This is a genomic window from Pseudomonas sp. SP16.1, from assembly GCF_052682975.1.
This window is the reverse complement of record NZ_JBQYFZ010000001.1, coordinates 4783296-4799296: the sequence shown is the minus strand read 5'-3', so window position 1 is coordinate 4799296 and position 16001 is coordinate 4783296. Positions and strand designations below refer to the sequence as shown.

Annotated in this window: 16 protein-coding genes and 1 other RNA gene; 10 read left to right on the top strand and 7 right to left on the bottom strand. The window is 66.9% G+C overall.

Annotated features, from left to right (window positions below; genetic code table 11):
• Positions 1-12 precede the first annotated feature (12 nt).
• Positions 13-567 (bottom strand): YecA/YgfB family protein, encoded by a 555-nt coding sequence (locus ACUTAF_RS22665; RefSeq protein ID WP_445582076.1) that lies wholly within the window; start codon positions 565-567, stop codon positions 13-15.
• A gap of 190 nt (positions 568-757) precedes the next feature.
• On the opposite strand from ACUTAF_RS22665, the gene ACUTAF_RS22660 reads away from it, so the two are divergent.
• The 4 genes from ACUTAF_RS22660 to ACUTAF_RS22645 all read left to right on the top strand — a co-directional run bounded on the left by ACUTAF_RS22660 (position 758) and on the right by ACUTAF_RS22645 (position 2165).
• A complete protein-coding gene (locus tag ACUTAF_RS22660; protein WP_445582075.1) occupies positions 758-967 on the top strand; it encodes a TIGR02449 family protein in 210 nt (69 codons plus the stop codon).
• Positions 964-1269, top strand: coding sequence for a cell division protein ZapA (locus ACUTAF_RS22655; protein WP_445582074.1), 306 nt, complete (start codon positions 964-966; stop codon positions 1267-1269). Before ACUTAF_RS22660 ends, ACUTAF_RS22655 begins: the two co-directional genes overlap by 4 nt.
• A 65-nt stretch (positions 1270-1334) precedes the next feature.
• Positions 1335-1513, top strand: a non-coding RNA gene (ssrS, locus tag ACUTAF_RS22650) — 6S RNA.
• Positions 1514-1568: 55 nt separating this feature from the next.
• Positions 1569-2165, top strand: a complete 597-nt coding sequence (locus tag ACUTAF_RS22645) for a 5-formyltetrahydrofolate cyclo-ligase (RefSeq protein ID WP_445582073.1) — start codon at positions 1569-1571, stop codon at positions 2163-2165.
• A 54-nt stretch (positions 2166-2219) separates the two neighbouring features.
• Here the strand turns inward: ACUTAF_RS22645 and ACUTAF_RS22640 are convergent, their stop codons facing one another.
• Positions 2220-2351 (bottom strand): hypothetical protein, encoded by a 132-nt coding sequence (locus ACUTAF_RS22640; protein ID WP_397487074.1) that lies wholly within the window; start codon positions 2349-2351, stop codon positions 2220-2222.
• 196 nt (positions 2352-2547) lie between these two features.
• On the opposite strand from ACUTAF_RS22640, the gene ACUTAF_RS22635 reads away from it, so the two are divergent.
• From ACUTAF_RS22635 to ACUTAF_RS22615, 5 genes are all read left to right on the top strand, one after another.
• Positions 2548-2997: an EVE domain-containing protein gene (locus ACUTAF_RS22635; protein ID WP_445582072.1), complete on the top strand. Its 450-nt coding sequence runs from the start codon at positions 2548-2550 to the stop codon at positions 2995-2997.
• A 51-nt stretch (positions 2998-3048) separates the two neighbouring features.
• Positions 3049-4887, top strand: a complete 1839-nt coding sequence (locus ACUTAF_RS22630) for a sensor domain-containing diguanylate cyclase (RefSeq protein WP_445582071.1) — start codon at positions 3049-3051, stop codon at positions 4885-4887.
• A 78-nt stretch (positions 4888-4965) separates the two neighbouring features.
• On the top strand, positions 4966-6033 hold the full coding sequence (locus tag ACUTAF_RS22625; RefSeq protein WP_445582070.1) for an HlyD family secretion protein: 1068 nt from the start codon (positions 4966-4968) through the stop codon (positions 6031-6033).
• On the top strand, positions 6030-8735 hold the full coding sequence (rbbA, locus tag ACUTAF_RS22620; RefSeq protein ID WP_445582069.1) for a ribosome-associated ATPase/putative transporter RbbA: 2706 nt from the start codon (positions 6030-6032) through the stop codon (positions 8733-8735). The genes ACUTAF_RS22625 and rbbA overlap by 4 nt, the downstream gene beginning before the upstream one ends.
• Positions 8735-9859 (top strand): ABC transporter permease, encoded by a 1125-nt coding sequence (locus tag ACUTAF_RS22615; RefSeq protein WP_445582068.1) that lies wholly within the window; start codon positions 8735-8737, stop codon positions 9857-9859. The genes rbbA and ACUTAF_RS22615 overlap by 1 nt, the downstream gene beginning before the upstream one ends.
• Positions 9860-9927: 68 nt before the next feature.
• On the opposite strand, the gene ACUTAF_RS22610 is transcribed toward ACUTAF_RS22615, so the two are convergent.
• Positions 9928-10329: a flagellar basal body-associated FliL family protein gene (locus ACUTAF_RS22610; RefSeq protein WP_445582067.1), complete on the bottom strand. Its 402-nt coding sequence runs from the start codon at positions 10327-10329 to the stop codon at positions 9928-9930.
• A gap of 150 nt (positions 10330-10479) precedes the next feature.
• Here ACUTAF_RS22610 and ACUTAF_RS22605 point away from each other — a divergent pair, with 150 nt between their 5' ends.
• Positions 10480-11460, top strand: a complete 981-nt coding sequence (locus ACUTAF_RS22605; protein WP_445582066.1) for an NADPH:quinone oxidoreductase family protein — start codon at positions 10480-10482, stop codon at positions 11458-11460.
• Positions 11461-11537: 77 nt separating this feature from the next.
• Here the strand turns inward: ACUTAF_RS22605 and ACUTAF_RS22600 are convergent, their stop codons facing one another.
• The 4 genes from ACUTAF_RS22600 to trxA form a co-directional block, all read right to left on the bottom strand.
• On the bottom strand, positions 11538-12506 hold the full coding sequence (locus tag ACUTAF_RS22600; protein ID WP_445582065.1) for a CDP-6-deoxy-delta-3,4-glucoseen reductase: 969 nt from the start codon (positions 12504-12506) through the stop codon (positions 11538-11540).
• On the bottom strand, positions 12506-13972 hold the full coding sequence (ubiD, locus tag ACUTAF_RS22595; RefSeq protein ID WP_445582064.1) for a 4-hydroxy-3-polyprenylbenzoate decarboxylase: 1467 nt from the start codon (positions 13970-13972) through the stop codon (positions 12506-12508). The genes ACUTAF_RS22600 and ubiD overlap by 1 nt, the downstream gene beginning before the upstream one ends.
• A gap of 130 nt (positions 13973-14102) precedes the next feature.
• Positions 14103-15362, bottom strand: coding sequence for a transcription termination factor Rho (gene rho, locus ACUTAF_RS22590; RefSeq protein WP_445582063.1), 1260 nt, complete (start codon positions 15360-15362; stop codon positions 14103-14105).
• Between the two features lie 309 nt (positions 15363-15671).
• Complete coding sequence (trxA, locus tag ACUTAF_RS22585) at positions 15672-15998, bottom strand: thioredoxin TrxA (protein WP_445582062.1); 327 nt, start codon at positions 15996-15998, stop codon at positions 15672-15674.
• Positions 15999-16001 lie beyond the last annotated feature (3 nt).

The following is a 16001-nucleotide window of genomic DNA, read 5'->3' as shown; positions in this document are numbered from 1 at the left end:
CTCCAGAAGAACTCAGTGCAAGGAAGGTTTGGCGGCAGGCGCGGCGGGCTTGGCGCACTCGGCGAACAGCAGCAGCGGGGCCACGCGCAGGTATTCCATCACTTCCATGTAGTCGTTCTCGCCATCCTCGGATTCTTCCAGCGCGCTCTGCACCTGGGCGATGGCGGACAGGTCCTGCAACACCTCCATGGCCTCGGCGCTCAGCGCGCCGTCGCGGGCGGTCAGGCCGAAGCCGCCGAGAAAGCCCTGGCACCACTGGCCGAGGGCAATGGCGCGCTGGGCCAGCGGCGTCTCGTCGTCCGGCAGCAGCAGGACCACGGCGATATCCTCGCTGCACAGCTCGCCCTTGACCATTTCCTGCAGGCCGATCAGCGCCTGGCGCACGTTGTCCTGCGGTTCGCCACCGAGCAGACCGGCGGCATCGAGCAGCCAGGGCTCGGCCTCGAAGCCGGCGCCGGCGCAGCTGCGCCCGAGCAGCAGGCCGTGCAGTTCGGCGGGGGAAACGGAATGCCCAGCACTGCTCAGCAGAGCGGCGAAGGCGGCGTAGGGGGAGCTGGGAGTCGACATAGATAGCTAGGCGCCAGACGGCGCAATCTCTAGAATGGAGGCCTCGTATCCTAGCACCGGCAGGCGCGGCAAGACCATCCGAGGCCGCCGGGGCGATACCGTCGTACGCGTCACGCCACTGTCACAGGGTTTGACCCGCCGTCGGGACACGCCTATATAGTCCAGCCATTCCCTCCCGTAGCGAGAGCCCATGGAAGACGCCGATCTGCACGCATTGACCGCCAAGCTGGAGCTGCTGATCCAGCGCGTCGAGCAGCTCAAGGCTCACAACCGACTCCTGCTGGCGAATGAACAGGCCTGGCGCGAGGAACGCGCCCATCTGATCGAAAAGAACGAATTGGCCCGGCACAAGGTCGAATCGATGATTTCGCGCCTCAAAGCCCTGGAGCAGGACACATGACCCAGTCGAACACCGTGACCGTCCATATCCTGGACAAAGAATATTGCATCGCCTGCCCGCAGGACGAACGCGCCAACCTGGAGAGCGCCGCCCGCTACCTGGACGGCAAGATGCGCGAGATCCGCACCAGCGGCAAGGTGATCGGCGCCGATCGCGTCGCGGTGATGGCCGCGCTGAACATCACCCACGATCTGCTGCACAAGCAGCAGCGCCTGGATCAGGACGCCGGCTCCACGCGCCAGCAGGTACGCGACCTGCTCGACCGCGTCGACCAGGCGCTGGCCGACGACCAGGCCTCCTGAGCCGCGATGACCGCCACTTCGTCGCAGGCTGCCCCCCAGCCGCGGGGTTCGGGTATACTGGCCGCCACTTCCTGGAGTGCGCGCCAGTTGGGGATGTCCCTGAGCCGATACGCACAACCACGGGGGTTGCATGTTGGGGCCGGTGTGCATGTCCGCCTGACGGAAAGCCTTAACGCCTCCTGCATCCTCCACCTTGAACTTTCGGGTTCAAGGGCTAAACCGACAGCGGCATGCCGGGAAGTCACCTTTTCCGCCCGCGAGCACCTGCGCCGCGGCATCTCGCTCCAGCCTCCACAGCCATGACCGCGACCCCACCGCTCAGCCGCGCGCAACTGCGTCGCCTGCTGCGCCGCCGCCGCCGCGCCTTGAGCCGCAGCCAGCAACGCCAGGCGGCTCGCGGCCTGTATCGTCAACTGGTGCAGCACCCACGCTTTCGCCGCGCCCGGCATATCGCCCTGTACCTGCCCAACGACGGCGAGATCGATCCGCGTCCGCTGCTGGCCGCCGCACGCAAGCGCGGCAAGCACACCTACCTGCCGGTGCTCAATGCCTGGCCACGCACCAAGATGGTGTTCCAGCGCGTCCGTCCGGGGGAAAAGCTTGCGGGCAACCGCTTTCGCATCCTCGAGCCACGCTACCAGCCGGCGCGACAACGCAGGGTCTGGGCGCTGGACCTGGTGCTGCTGCCACTGGTCGGCTTCGATGATCGCGGCGGGCGGCTGGGCATGGGCGGCGGCTTCTACGATCGCAGCCTGGCCTACCTGCACAGGCGCAAAAATTGGCACAAGCCGACGCTATTGGGCCTGGCGCACGAATGTCAGCGGGTAGAGGAACTGGCACTGGCCAGCTGGGACGTGCCCCTGCTGGGGACGGTAACGGACAAGGCGTGGTATTAAAGGCGGGAGATGGCACCGCGTTCCCTGCGGCGCTGGAGCGTGACGACCCGAAACTCAGGGTTGTTGCGACACATTGACCGGAACGTCCTGCTGACGCTCCCAAAGGCTCTGGGTGTAACCCGTGGTAACCACGCCCAGGCTGAACAGTACTACGAGAACCCACAAAAGATCTGGCTTGCGTTTCATCTATTGCCTCCCCCTTCCAGGCAACTGCGCACGTTGATCGCGGCGTTATTGTTGTATGCCATCCGACGTCGCCAAGCGTTAAGCCGGGCATTTTCCGCCAGCGCAAGGCACGGTGCAATTTCCGGCGCCAACCGGCCGTCGGAGATATTCATCAAACGAGCGTCCGCTTACGGACCGGTCTGCAGGAGCAAAGTTCATGCCTTATTGGCTGATGAAGTCCGAACCCGACGAATTCTCCATCCATGACCTGCAGCGCCTGGGCCGCGCACGCTGGGACGGCGTGCGCAACTATCAGGCGCGCAACTTCCTGCGTGCCATGGCCCCGGGCGAGCTGTTCTTCTTCTATCACTCCAGCTGCCCGCAACCGGGCATCGCCGGCATCGGCCGCATCGCCAGCGCGGTCTACCCCGACCCCAGCGCACTGGACTCGCTCAGCCACTACCATGACGCCAAGGCCAGCGCCGAGAAGAATCCCTGGAGCGCCCTGGACGTGGAGTTCGTCGAGGCCTTCGCCGAGGTGCTGCCGCTGCCGCAGTTGAAGAACAACCCGGCGCTGGCCGCGCTGGCACTGGTGCAGCGCGGCAGCCGGTTGTCGGTGATGCCGGTGGGCGCGACCGAGTGGGCGGCAATTCTCGCCATGCGTTGAGTCCGCCCCGGCATTGTGCTATCACCGCAGGGCAGCCTACGGAGCACGCCCATGCCGGCCTCTTCCGCCTGGCCGGCGCGCCTGGCGCTGGCCCTCCTCCTCTTGGTGCTGAGCAGCGCCAGCGTACTGCTCTGGCGTCAACTGGAGAGCGATCAGCAACAGCGCCTGGAAGAACGCCTCGGCTATCAGGCGCGCAGCCTGGCGCGCCAGCTGGACAGCACCCTGCACCTGGAAGTCGCCAGCCTCGAACGCATCGCCCGTCTGTGGAGCGAGCTCGGTCGCCTGCCGCGCGCCACCTGGGAGGATGAAGTGCAGCGCGCGCTGCGCGGCTTCCCCGGCTATCAATCGATCCAGTGGCTGGACGCAGAGCTGCGCATGCGCTGGCTGCTGCCGCTGGCCGGCAACGAGGCGGCGCTGAGATTCCGCCTCAGCCCCGAGCACCCCAACTACGCGACGGCCATGCAGGCGCGCGACAGCGGCGAGCCACGCTTCTCCAACAGCTTCGAGCTGCTCCAGGGCGGCCGCGGCTTCATCCTCTACACCCCGCTGTACCGTGAGCAAGACGGCGCACGGGTATTCGACGGTTTCCTGCAGGGCGTGTTTCGCGTCGAACCGCTGATGCAGCAGCTACTCGCCCAGATCGACCGCGACGCCTTCAATCTGGAGCTGCTGGAAAACGGCCACAGCCTGTTCCGCCACGGTGAATTCCCAGGCATTGCGCGGCTGAGCCAGCGCGTCGACCTGCAGCTGCTCAACAACAGCGGTTTCAGCCTGCGCCTGAGTCCCACCGATCAGTTGCTCGCGCAGCTGAACACCCCGCTGCCCGGCGTGGTGCTGGGCGCCGGCCTGGCGATCAGCCTGCTGCTGGTCGCCGCGCTGGCCCTGGCGCTGGAGAACAGTCGGCGCGCCCATGCCCTGCAGGTGGCCAACCGCCGCTACCAAGTGGAGGCGACGCGACGCGCGGAGATCGAGCAGCGCCTGTCGGAAAGCCGCGAGCGCCTGCAGCTGGTGCTCGACCTGACCGATTCCAGCCACGACGGTCTGTTCATCTTCGATACTGCCAGCCGCGAACTGCTGCACATGAACCAGGCCACCTACGCCGACCTCGGCTATCGCCCCGAGCAGTTCGCCCAGCTGTTGCGCGAGGAGCCGGAGAAGCTGCTGCCGGGCTTCTCCCGCTGGCTGGAACAGGCGCGTCAGGCGCAGCGCGACAATCTCTCGCGGATCTTCCAGCGTGAGCTGATCCGCCGCGACGGCAGCCGCCAGCCGGCGGAGATCAATACCCAGCTGGTGCAGTTGCATGACCGCGAGTACCTGATCGCGGTGTCGCGCGACAACAGCGAGCGCCTGCAACTGGAAGCCCAGTTGCAGCGCCTGTCGCAGCTCGACGGCCTGACCGGACTGTACAACCGGCGCTACTTCGACCAGCAACTGCAGGCGGAATGGCGCCGCCTACGGCGGATCGGCGCACCGCTGGCGCTGCTGATGCTGGATATCGATCACTTCAAGGCCTACAACGACGCCCTCGGCCACCTGGCCGGCGACGACGCCCTGCGCAAGGTCAGCACGGTGCTGCAGGAAAGCCTGCAGCGCGAGGGCGACGTGGCCTGCCGCTACGGCGGCGAGGAGTTCGCCATCATCCTCGCCAATACCGGCCTGGACGGCGGCGAACATGTCGCCGCGCGCATCCATGCCGCCGTTGCCAGCCTCGACATCAGCCATCCGGCCAGCCCGCTGGGGCGCCTGAGCCTGAGCATCGGCCTGAGCGTGGTCGATCCGGTCATCGACGAGGCCCCGGGCGAGCTGGTCGCCCGCGGCGATCAGGCGCTGTACCGCGCCAAGCACGAGGGCCGCAACCGCACCTGCCTGTGGCAAGCCGCCTGCGCTTGACCTGTATCAAACCGCGCGAACCCTGGCCGGCCGAGAATGCAAGCCAGCTAATGATTGCCCTGGCGAAGGGAAGCCTAGATGAACAACCTGCAACGACCCGTCCCGTATCTCATCGCAGCCGGCATCGCCCTGCTGGCCGCGGTCGCCTGGTGGCAGCTTCGCCCGGCCGGGCTGGGCGAGGGCTTCGCCAGCGGCAACGGGCGCATCGAGGCCACCGAGGTGGATGTCGCCAGCAAACTGGCCGGGCGCATCGCCAGCATCGCGGTTGACGAAGGCGACTTCGTCGAGCCTGGCCAGGTCCTCGCCCGCATGGACACCCAGGCGCTCGACGCCCAGCTGGCCCAGGCCAGCGCCCAGCTCAGGCAGGCCGAGAATGGCGAAGTCACTGCGGCTAGCCAGATCCGCCTGCGCGAGAGCGAGAAGCTCGCTGCCGAGGCCGTGGTGCGCCAGCGCCAGGCCGAGCTGGAAGCCGCGCGTAAGCGCCATGCGCGCAGTGCCAAACTGGTCGAGCGCAACGCCATGGCCCAGCAGCAGCTGGACGACGACCTGGCCCGCCTGCAGAGCACCGAGGCGGCGCTGGCGGCGGCGCGCGCCCAGGTCAGCTCGGCGGCGGCCGGCATCGCCGCCGCGCAGTCGCAGGCGATCGAGGCACAGTCCGCCAGCGAGGCCGCCCGCGCCAGCGTCGCGCGCCTGCAGGCGGACATCGACGACAGCCAGCTCAAGGCGCCGCGCGCCGGCCGCGTGCAGTACCGCGTGACCCAGCCCGGCGAGGTGCTCGGCGCCGGCGGCAAGGTGCTCAACCTGGTCGATCTCACCGACGTCTACATGACCTTCTTCCTGCCCGAACGCCAGGCCGGCCGCGTCGCCCTCGGCAGCGAGGTGCGCCTGGTGATCGACGCGGTGCCGCAGTATGTGATCCCGGCGCGGGTCAGCTATGTGGCCAGCGTCGCCCAGTTCACCCCGAAGACGGTGGAGACCGCCAGCGAACGCGAGAAACTGATGTTCCGGGTCAAGGCGCGCATCGATCCCGAGCTGCTGAGCAAGCACCTGCAGCACGTCAAGACCGGCGTGCCGGGCATGGCCTACCTGCGCCTTGATCCCGAGGCCGAGTGGCCGGCACAGCTGGCGATCAAGGTTCCGCAATGAACCCGGCGGTCGCCCGCCTCAGCGACGTCGGCCTGCGCTATGGCGCGACCCGCGCCCTCGACGCCATCGAGCTGAGCCTGCCGGCACGGCAGATGGTGGGCCTGATCGGCCCGGACGGCGTCGGCAAGTCCAGCCTGCTGGCGCTGATCGCCGGGGCGCGCAAGATTCAGCACGGCAGGGTCGAGGTACTGGGCGGTGATATGGCCGAAGCGCGCCACCGCCGCCGCGTCTGCCCGCATATCGCCTATATGCCGCAGGGCCTGGGCAAGAATCTCTACCCGACGCTGTCGGTGTTCGAGAACCTCGACTTCTTCGGCCGCCTGTTCGGCCAGGACGCCGCCGAACGCGAGCGGCGCATCGACGATCTGCTGCGCAGCACCGGCATGGCCGCCTTTCGTGAACGCCCGGCGGGCAAGCTGTCCGGCGGCATGAAGCAGAAGCTCGGGCTGTGCTGCGCGCTGATCCATGACCCCGACCTGCTGATCCTCGACGAGCCGACCACCGGCGTCGACCCGCTGTCGCGTAACCAGTTCTGGGAGCTGATCGCGCGCATCCGCGTCCAGCGCCCGCAGATGAGCGTGCTGGTGGCCACCGCCTACATGGAGGAGGCCGAGCGCTTCGACCACCTGGTGGCGATGGACGCCGGCCGCGTGCTGGCCGAAGGCAGCCCGGCCGAACTGCGCGCGCGCACCAACAGCGTGAGCCTGGAACAGGCCTTTATCGCCCTGCTGCCGGAGGAGAAGCGTCGCGACCACCGCGAGGTGGTGATCCAGCCCCTGCAGGACAACAGCGAGATCGCCATCGAAGCCAAGGACCTGACCATGCGCTTTGGCGACTTCGTTGCGGTCGATTCGGTGTCGTTCCGTATCCGCCGCGGCGAGATCTTCGGCTTCCTCGGCTCCAACGGCTGCGGCAAGAGCACCACCATGAAGATGCTCACCGGCCTGCTGCCGGCCAGCGAGGGCGAGGCCCTGCTGTTCGGCCAGACGGTAGATCCGCAGGACATGGCCACGCGCAAGCGGGTCGGTTACATGTCCCAGGCCTTCTCCCTGTACAGCGAGCTGACGGTACGCCAGAACCTGGTGCTGCATGCCCGGCTGTTCCATGTGCCGGCCGCGCAGATCGATGATCGCGTTGCCGCGATGGCGCGCCGCTTCGATCTCGGCGCGGTCATGGACATGCTCCCCGAGCGCCTGCCGCTGGGCATTCGCCAGCGCCTGTCGCTGGCCGTGGCGGTGATCCACCAGCCGGAGATCCTGATCCTCGACGAGCCCACCTCGGGCGTCGACCCGGTGGCGCGCGACGGCTTCTGGCAGCTGATGCTCGACCTGTCGCGCCAGGACGGCGTGACCATCTTCATCTCCACCCACTTCATGAACGAGGCGCAGCGTTGCGACCGCATCTCGCTGATGCACGCCGGCAAGGTGCTGGACAGCGACACGCCGCAGGCGCTGATCGCCAAGCGCGGATTGGACAGCCTGGAAGCGACCTTCATCGCCTACCTGCAGGAGGCGGTCGGCGAGCAGCCAGCCAACACCGCGCCGCCACTGCAGCAGGCGCCACCGCCGCAGCGCCAGCGTTTCAGCCTGCGCCGCCTGTTCAGCTACGCCCGCCGCGAGGCGCTGGAGCTGCGCCGCGACCCGATCCGCGGCGGCATGGCCCTGCTCGGCACCGTGCTGCTGCTATTTATCATCGGCTACGGCATCAGCCTGGACGTCGAGGACCTGACCTTCGCCGTGCTCGACCGCGACCAGACCACCACCAGCCAGGAATACCACCTCAACCTGTCCGGCTCGCGCTACTTCCTCGAGAAGCCGCCGCTGCGCGATTACGCCGAGCTGGAACGGCGCCTGCGCAATGGCGACATCAGCCTGGCGGTGGAGATCCCGCCGCACTTCGGCCGCGACCTCAAGCGCGGCGCCAGCCCGCAGATCGGCATGTGGATCGACGGCGCCATGCCGACCCGCGCCGAGACCATCAAGGGCTATGTCGCCGGCCTGCACCAGCACTACCTGGCCGAGCTGGCCCGCCGTTCGCCGCAGCCGCACGCGGCCAACGCCGCCGGCCTGGAGGTGCGCTACCGCTACAACCCGGACGTGGAGAGCCTCAAGGCCATGGTACCGGCGGTGATCCCGCTGCTGCTGATGCTGATCCCGGCCATGCTCACGGCCCTCGGCGTGGTGCGCGAGAAGGAACTGGGCTCGATCATCAACCTCTACGTCACCCCGGTCACGCGCCTGGAATTCCTCATCGGCAAGCAGCTGCCCTACATCGCCCTCGGCCTGTTCAACTGCGCCCTGCTGGTGCTACTGGCAGTGACGGTGTTCGACGTGCCGCTGAAAGGCAGCGCGTTCACCCTCGGCCTCGGCGCGCTGCTCTACGTCGCCTGCGCCACCGGCCTGGGGCTGCTGATGTCGACCTTCACCAACAGCCAGATCGCCGCCGTGTTCGGCACCGCCATCGCCACCCTGCTGCCGGCCATCCAGTTCTCCGGGCTGATCTACCCGGTGACCTCGCTGGAAGGCGCGGGCGCCCTGGTTGGCCAGCTCTACCCGACTTCGCAGTTCCTGGTGATCAGCCGCGGGGTGTTCTCCAAGGCGCTGGAGCTGCAAGACCTGCTCGGCTACTTCGCCGCCATGGCCCTGACCGTGCCGCTGCTGACCCTGCTCAGCGCCAGCCTGCTGCGCAAACAGGAGGTGTGATGGAACGCCTGGCCAACATCCTCCACCTCGGCATCAAGGAGTTGCGCAGCCTGCAGCATGACCTGGCGCTGGTGCTGCTGATCCTCTGGGCCTTCAGCCTGGGCGTGTACTCCGCGGCCACCAGCATGCCGGAGAGCCTGCACAACGCCGCCATCGCGATGGTCGACGAGGACCAGTCGCAGCTTTCCGAGCGGCTGATCCAGGCCTTCCAGGCGCCCTATTTCCGTACGCCCGAGCGCATCGACCTGGGCCAGATGGACCGGGGCATGGACGCCGGGCACTACACCTTCACCCTCAACATCCCGCCCAACTTCCAGCGCGACGTGCTGGCCGGGCGCAGCCCGGCGATCCAGCTCAACGTCGATGCCACCCAGGTGAGCATGGCCTTCACCGGCGCCGGGTATATCCAGAGCATCGGCGCCAGCGAGGTGGCCGAGTTCGTCCGCCGCTACCGTGACGACCTGCCGCAGGCGGCGGAGCTGGCGCTGCGCGTGCAGTTCAACCCGAACCTGACGCGCAGCTGGTTCGGCTCGGTGATGGAGGTGATCAACCAGATCACCATGCTGTCGATCATCCTCACCGGCGCCGCGCTGATCCGCGAGCGCGAGCACGGCACCGTGGAGCACCTGCTGGTGATGCCGGTGACGCCGCTGCAGATCATGCTGGCCAAGGTCTGGTCGATGGGCCTGGTGGTTCTGCTGGCGGCGGCGCTGTCGCTGCTCTTGGTGGTGCGGGGCTGGCTGCAGGTGCCGCTGGCGGGCTCCATCACCCTGTTCTTCGGCGGCGCGGCGCTGCACCTGTTCGCCACCACCTCGATGGGCATCTTCTTCGGCACCGTGGCGCGCTCGATGCCGCAGCTGGGCCTGCTGATCATCCTGGTGCTGCTGCCGCTGCAGATCCTTTCCGGCGGCACCACGCCACGCGAGAGCATGCCCGAGCTGGTGCAGCAGATCATGCTGGCGGCGCCGACCACCCACTTCGTCGATCTGGCCCAGGCCATCCTCTACCGCGGCGCTGGGCTGGCCATCGTCTGGCCGCAGCTGCTGGCCATCGCCGGCATCGGCATGCTGTTCTTCCTCGCCGCGTTGACGCGCTTTCGCAAGACCCTGGCGCAGATGGCGTAGCCCGGATGGAATCCGCGAGCCCTCAGCGGGCATCCCCGCATTGCATTCGCGCTACAGGCCTGACAGCGCTACTGAATGATCAGGTTGTTGAACAGCAGGTCTTCGACGATCGGCTCGCCTTCCTCGGCATCGATCGCCTGCTGCACCTGCTTGAGTGCCTCCTGGCGTAACGTCTCGCGGCCGTCGGGGGCGTTGATGCTGTCACTGGTCTGGGCCGAGAACAGCAGCACCAGCTGGTGACGGATCAGCGGGTCGTGGTGCTTGATCCGCGCCTCTGCCTCGCTACCGGTGACGCGCAACGCCACGTCGGCCTTGAAGAACTTCAGGCGGGCGCCGTCGTCGGCGAGGTTGCCGATCAGCGACGGCACCAGGTTGTAGTAGAGGGTTTGCGGCGCCTCCTCCTGCTCCTCTTCGGCCAGGGTGGGCAGGCACAGCGACAAACTCAGCAACAGGACGCTCAAAGCTCTCACGGGCAGTCTCTCCATCGGGGATGCGCCTAGCATAGCCATCCGCACGCCGGCGCCCAAGGCTTATGCCGCCCCATCAGGGGCGGGCATGCTCGTTGACCCGGCGCAGCCCGCTCCTACACTGCTGGGCACCCCGTGAGAGGAATAAAACTTATGAAAGCCCTGCTGTGCAAAGCCTTCGGCCCCGCCGAAACCCTGGTCCTGGAAGACATCGCCAGCCCCGAGCCGAAAAAGAGCGAAGTGCTGATCGAGGTTCACGCCGCCGGGGTCAACTTCCCCGACACCCTGATCATCGAGGGTAAGTACCAGTTCAAGCCGCCCTTCCCCTTCGCCCCGGGCGGCGAGGCGGCCGGCGTGGTCAAGGCAGTGGGCGAGAAGGTCAGCCACCTGCGCGCCGGTGATCGGGTGATGGCGCTGACCGGCTGGGGCGGTTTCGCCGAGGAAGTGGCGGTGCCGGCCTACAACGTGCTGCCGGTGCCCAAGAGCATGGACCTGACCACCGCGGCCGCCTTCGGCATGACCTACGGCACCTCGATGCACGCGCTCAGGCAGCGCGCGGGCCTCAAGCCCGGCGAGACCCTGCTGGTGCTCGGCGCCTCCGGCGGCGTCGGCCTGGCGGCGGTGGAAATCGGCAAGGCCATGGGCGCCAGGGTGATCGCCGCGGCGAGCAGCGCCGAGAAGCTGGAGGTGGCACGCCAGGCCGGCGCCGACGAGCTGATCAACTACAGCGAGCAGAGCCTGAAAGACGAGGTGAAGAAGCTCACCGGCGGCCAGGGCGTCGACGTGATCTACGACCCGGTGGGCGGCGCGCTGTTCGAGGAAGCCTTCCGCAGCATCGCCTGGAACGGCCGCTTCCTGGTGGTCGGCTTCGCCGCCGGCGGCGGCATTCCGGCGCTGCCGGCCAACCTGCCGCTGCTCAAGGGTGCGTCGCTGGTGGGCGTGTTCTGGGGCTCCTTCGCCCAGCGCCAACCGCAGGACAACGCCGCCAACTTCCAGCAGCTGTTCGCCTGGCACGCCGAAGGCAAACTCAAACCGCTGGTGTCGCAGAGCTTCCCGTTGGCGCGGGGCGGCGAAGCGATCGACGCCCTCGGCCAACGCAAGGCGGTGGGCAAGGTGGTGGTGCAGGTTCGGTAGGGTGCGCTATGCGCACCGAGCCTGACTCGGTGCGCACGCCGGCATGAGCAAAGCCGCCCTGGGGCGGCTTTTTCAATTCAGCCTCTTGGCGCGTAGGCGAATACGTCGGCGCGCATCTGGTGGGCGTCCATGCCGGCTTCGACCAGCGCATCCAGCGTGGCGTAGACCATCGCCGGCGAGCCGCTGGCGTAGACGTGCAGCGCCTTGAGGTCGGGGAAGTCCTCGCGCACCGCCTGGTGCAGCAGGCCGCTGCGCCCCGCCCAGACGCCGGAATCGCTGACCACCTGATGCAGGTGCAGGTTGTCCAGACGCTGCCAGTCGCTCCAGTGCGGCAGCTCGTAGAAATCCTCGGGCCGGCGCGCGCCCCAGTACAGGTGCACCGGATGGGAGAAGCCGGCGGCGCGGCAGTGCTCGATCAGGCTGTGCATCTGCGCCATGCCGGTGCCGGCGGCGATCAGCACCAGCGGCCCGTCCGGCAGCTCGGCCAGGTGGGTGTCGCCGAACGGCAGCTGCACGCGGGCCAAACCCTGCTCGCGCAGATGGGCGATCAGCGCCCGGGTATTGTCGTCGCGCACCAGGATGTGCAGTTCCAGCTCGCGGCCGCAGTGCGGCGCCGAAGCCAGGGAAAACGCCGCCATCTCGCCGTCGTGCCGCTGCAGCAGCAGGTATTGCCCGGCGTGATAGCGCGGCGCCTTGCCGGCCGGGGTGCGCAGGCGCACACGGAACACGTCGCCGCCGACGTCCTGGCACTCGATCAGCTGGCAGCTGAGTTCGCGCACCGGCAGCTCGCCCGGGGCCAGCACGCCGTCCCAGTGCAGCACGCAGTCTTGCAGCGGCTCGGCCAGGCAGGTGAAGAACTCGCCATGATCCAGCTCGACGCCGTTCTGCCGCACTCGCCCCTCGACCAGCAAGGCCGCGCAGATATGGCAGTTGCCGTTGCGGCAGCTCTGCGGGCAGTCGTAGCCGAGACGGCGGGCGCCGTCGAGGATACGCTCGCCCGGCTGCAGGGCGAGGGTCAGGCCGGAAGGTTGCAGGGTGACGTTCATCAATCGATTCCCAGCTCACCCCAAAGTGCGTCGACGCGCGCCACCACGGCCGCATCCTTCTCGATCACCCGGCCCCATTCGCGACTGGTCTCGCCCGGCCACTTGTGGGTGGCATCCAGGCCCATCTTCGAGCCCAGGCCGGAGACCGGCGAGGCGAAGTCGAGGTAGTCGATCGGCGTGTTGTCGATCATCACCGTGTCGCGCTTGGGGTCCATGCGCGTGGTAATCGCCCAGATCACGTCGTTCCAGTCCCGTGCGTCGATGTCGTCGTCGGTGACGATAACGAACTTGGTGTACATGAACTGTCGCAAAAACGACCACACACCGAGCATCACGCGCTTGGCGTGGCCCGGGTACTGCTTCTTCATGGTCACCACTGCCATGCGGTAGGAGCAGCCTTCCGGCGGCAGGTAGAAGTCGGTGATCTCCGGGAACTGCTTCTGCAGGATCGGCACGAACACCTCGTTCAGCGCCACGCCGAGGATCGCCGGCTCATCCGGCGGCCGCCCGGTGTAGGTGCTGTGGTAGATCGGCTCGCGCCGGCGGGTGATGCGCTCGACGGTGAACACCGGGAAGGTGTCGACCTCGTTGTAGTAGCCGGTGTGGTCGCCATAGGGGCCTTCCGGCGCGGTCTCGCCCGGATGGATCACGCCCTCCAGCACGATCTCGGCACTGGCCGGCACCTGCAGCTCGCTACCGCGCGCCTTGACCAGCTCGGTGCGATGGCCGCGCAGCAGGCCGGCGAAGGCGTATTCGGACAGGGTATCGGGCACCGGTGTGACCGCGCCGAGGATGGTGGCCGGGTCCGCGCCGAGGGCCACGCACACCGGGTAGGGCTGGTCCGGATGCTTCTGGCACCAGTCGCGGTAGTCCAGCGCGCCGCCACGGTGGCTGAGCCAGCGCATGATCACCTTGTTGCGGCCGATCACCTGCTGGCGGTAGATGCCGAGGTTCTGCCGCTCCTTGTTCGGCCCCTTGGTGATGGTCAGGCCCCAGGTGATCAGCGGCGCCACGTCGCCCGGCCAGCAGTGCTGGATCGGCAACTTGCCCAGGTCGACGTCGTCGCCCTCCTCGATCACCTCGTGGCAGGGCGCGTCCTTGACCACCTTGGGCGCCATGGCAATGACCTTCTTGAAGATCGGCAGCTTGCTCCAGGCATCCTTGAGGCCCTTGGGCGGCTCCGGCTCCTTGAGAAAGGCCAGCAGCTTGCCGATCTCGCGCAGCTCGCTGACGTCCTCGGCGCCCATGCCGAGGGCCACACGCTTGGGTGTGCCGAACAGGTTGCCGAGCACCGGCACGTCGAAGCCGGTGGGCTTCTCGAACAGCAGCGCCGGGCCGCCCTTGCGCAGGGTGCGGTCGCAGATTTCGGTCATTTCCAGGATCGGCGAAACCGGGGTCTGGATGCGCTTGAGTTCGCCGCGCTGTTCCAGTTCGCGGATGAAATCGCGCAGGTCGCGATACTGCATGCGGTAGCCTCGTGTCGGGCGGGCGTGGGTGGCCGCAAAGTTTAGCGCCGAAGTCGGGCTTTCAGAAGCCGCGGCGGGAAGCGGACAGCAAAAGGCCGGGTTTCCCCGGCCTGGTGGCAAGACGCGACGCTTACTTGCGCTTCATCGACAGGAAGAACTCGTCGTTGGTCTTGGTCGCCTTGAGCTTGTCGATGAGGAACTCGATGGCGGCGATCTCGTCCATCGGGTGCAGCAACTTGCGCAGGATCCACATGCGCGACAGCTCTTCCTCGCCGGTCAGCAGTTCTTCGCGACGGGTGCCGGACTTGTTGATGTTGATCGCCGGGAACACGCGCTTCTCGGAGACGCGGCGATCGAGGATCAGCTCCATGTTGCCGGTGCCCTTGAATTCCTCGTAGATCACCTCGTCCATCTTCGAGCCGGTTTCGATCAGCGCGGTGGCGAGGATGGTCAGCGAACCGCCTTCCTCGATGTTGCGCGCGGCGCCGAAGAAGCGCTTCGGCTTCTCCAGGGCGTGGGCGTCGACACCGCCGGTGAGCACCTTGCCGGAGCTGGGGATCACGGTGTTGTAGGCGCGCGCCAGACGGGTGATGGAGTCGAGCAGGATGACCACGTCCTTCTTGTGCTCGACCAGGCGCTTGGCCTTCTCGATCACCATCTCGGCGACCTGCACGTGGCGGGTCGGCGGCTCGTCGAAGGTGGAGGCGACCACTTCGCCGCGCACGGTGCGCTGCATCTCGGTCACTTCTTCCGGACGCTCGTCGATCAGCAGGACGATCAGGTGCGCCTCGGGGTTGTTGCGGGTGATGTTGCTGGCGATGTTCTGCAGCATGATGGTTTTGCCCGCTTTCGGCGGGGCGACGATCAGGCCGCGCTGGCCCTTGCCGATCGGCGCGCAGAGGTCGATCACCCGGCCGGTGATGTCCTCGGTGGAGCCGTTACCGGCTTCCATGGTCAGGCGCTTGGTCGGGAACAGCGGCGTCAGGTTCTCGAACAGGATCTTGTTCTTGGCGTTTTCGGGGCGGTCGAAGTTGATGCTGTCGACCTTGAGCAGGGCGAAGTAACGCTCGCCTTCCTTCGGCGGGCGGATCTTGCCGACAATGGTGTCGCCGGTACGCAGGTTGAAGCGGCGGATCTGGCTGGGCGAGACGTAGATGTCGTCCGGGCCGGCCAGGTAGGAGGAGTCGGCAGAGCGGAGGAAGCCGAAACCGTCCTGGAGAATCTCCAGCACGCCGTCACCGGAAATTTCCTCGCCGCTTTTGGCATGCTTTTTCAGCAGGGCGAAGATGATGTCCTGCTTGCGCGAACGGGCCATGTTTTCCAGGCCCATCTGTTCGGCCATGTCCAGCAGTTCGGCAATCGGCTTTTGCTTGAGTTCGGTCAGATTCATAGGAATGACGTGATCATCGAGAGGGGAAGAAAGCTGTTAGCTTGAGAGGCCGCGCCGCAGGGAAGGCGACAGGATCGCGAACGAGTTCGTATAGGAATGAATCGGCGACGGCATGCAGAGGGCTGCATAGGAAATGCAGCGAGGCCGAATTTAACACCGTGAAAAAACAGCGTCTAGCCCGAAAAACGAAAAACCCCGCGATATGCGGGGCCTTCGAAGGGCTGCGTAGGGTGGATCACGCTTCACCGATCCACCATGACGTCGCCAGTGGTGGATGAAAGAAGCGTCATCCACCCTACAGTTTCCAACTCAGATATTGCTGTCGAGGAAGGCCGCCAGTTGCGACTTGGACAGGGCGCCGACCTTGGTCGCCTCGACGTTGCCGTTCTTGAACAGCATCAGGGTCGGGATACCGCGCACGCCGTACTTCGGCGGGGTTTCCTGGTTCTCGTCGATGTTCAGCTTGCACACCTTGAGCTTGCCCTGGTAGTCCTTGGCGATCTCGTCCAGCACCGGGGCGATCATCTTGCACGGGCCGCACCACTCAGCCCAGTAGTCGACCAGAACCGGACCTTCGGCCTGGATCACGTCCTGGTCGAAGCTGGCATCGCTGACGTTGGTGATGAATTCGCTCATGAG